This is a genomic window from Paracraurococcus ruber (genome assembly GCF_004353985.1).
In the GTDB taxonomy this organism is placed as follows: Bacteria; Pseudomonadota; Alphaproteobacteria; order Acetobacterales; family Acetobacteraceae; genus Paracraurococcus; species Paracraurococcus ruber.
This window is the reverse complement of sequence record NZ_SMOA01000712.1, coordinates 1-425: the sequence shown is the minus strand read 5'-3', so window position 1 is coordinate 425 and position 425 is coordinate 1. Positions and strand designations below refer to the sequence as shown.

The 425-nt window shown below is 81.9% G+C and carries 1 protein-coding gene; it reads left to right on the top strand.

What is annotated here, in order from left to right:
* Positions 1 to 425: tetratricopeptide repeat protein (locus E2C05_RS32525; protein ID WP_133223685.1), on the top strand; the 425-nt coding region annotated here is incomplete at both ends.

Here is a 425-nt window from a genome sequence, read left to right as displayed (position 1 = left end):
CTCGCGGCGCTGGCCGGCGGCGCGCCGGCCGAGGCGCTGCCCCTGCTGCGGGACGCGGCCGCGCGGGGGGAGGGGGAGGGGCTGGCGCCGCTCAATCTCGGCCTCGCCCTGATGCAGCTCGGCCGGCTGGCCGAGTCGGTGCCGGCGCTGCAGGCGGCCATGGCGGCGCTGCCCGACCATGCCGAGCCGCCCTTCCGCCTCGGCACCATCGCCGGGCTGCGCGGCGAGACGGCGGAGGCGGCGGCGCTGTTCCGCGCCGCGCTGGCACGCGACCCGGCGCATGTGCCGGCGCTGGCCGCCCTGGCCGCCATCGAGGAGGAGGCGGGGCGCTTCGCCGAGGCCGCGGCGCTGCTCGCCGCCGCGCGCGCCGCCGACCCGGCCGAGCCGGAGCTGGAATTCGCCATGGCGCGCCTGGCCGCGCGCCA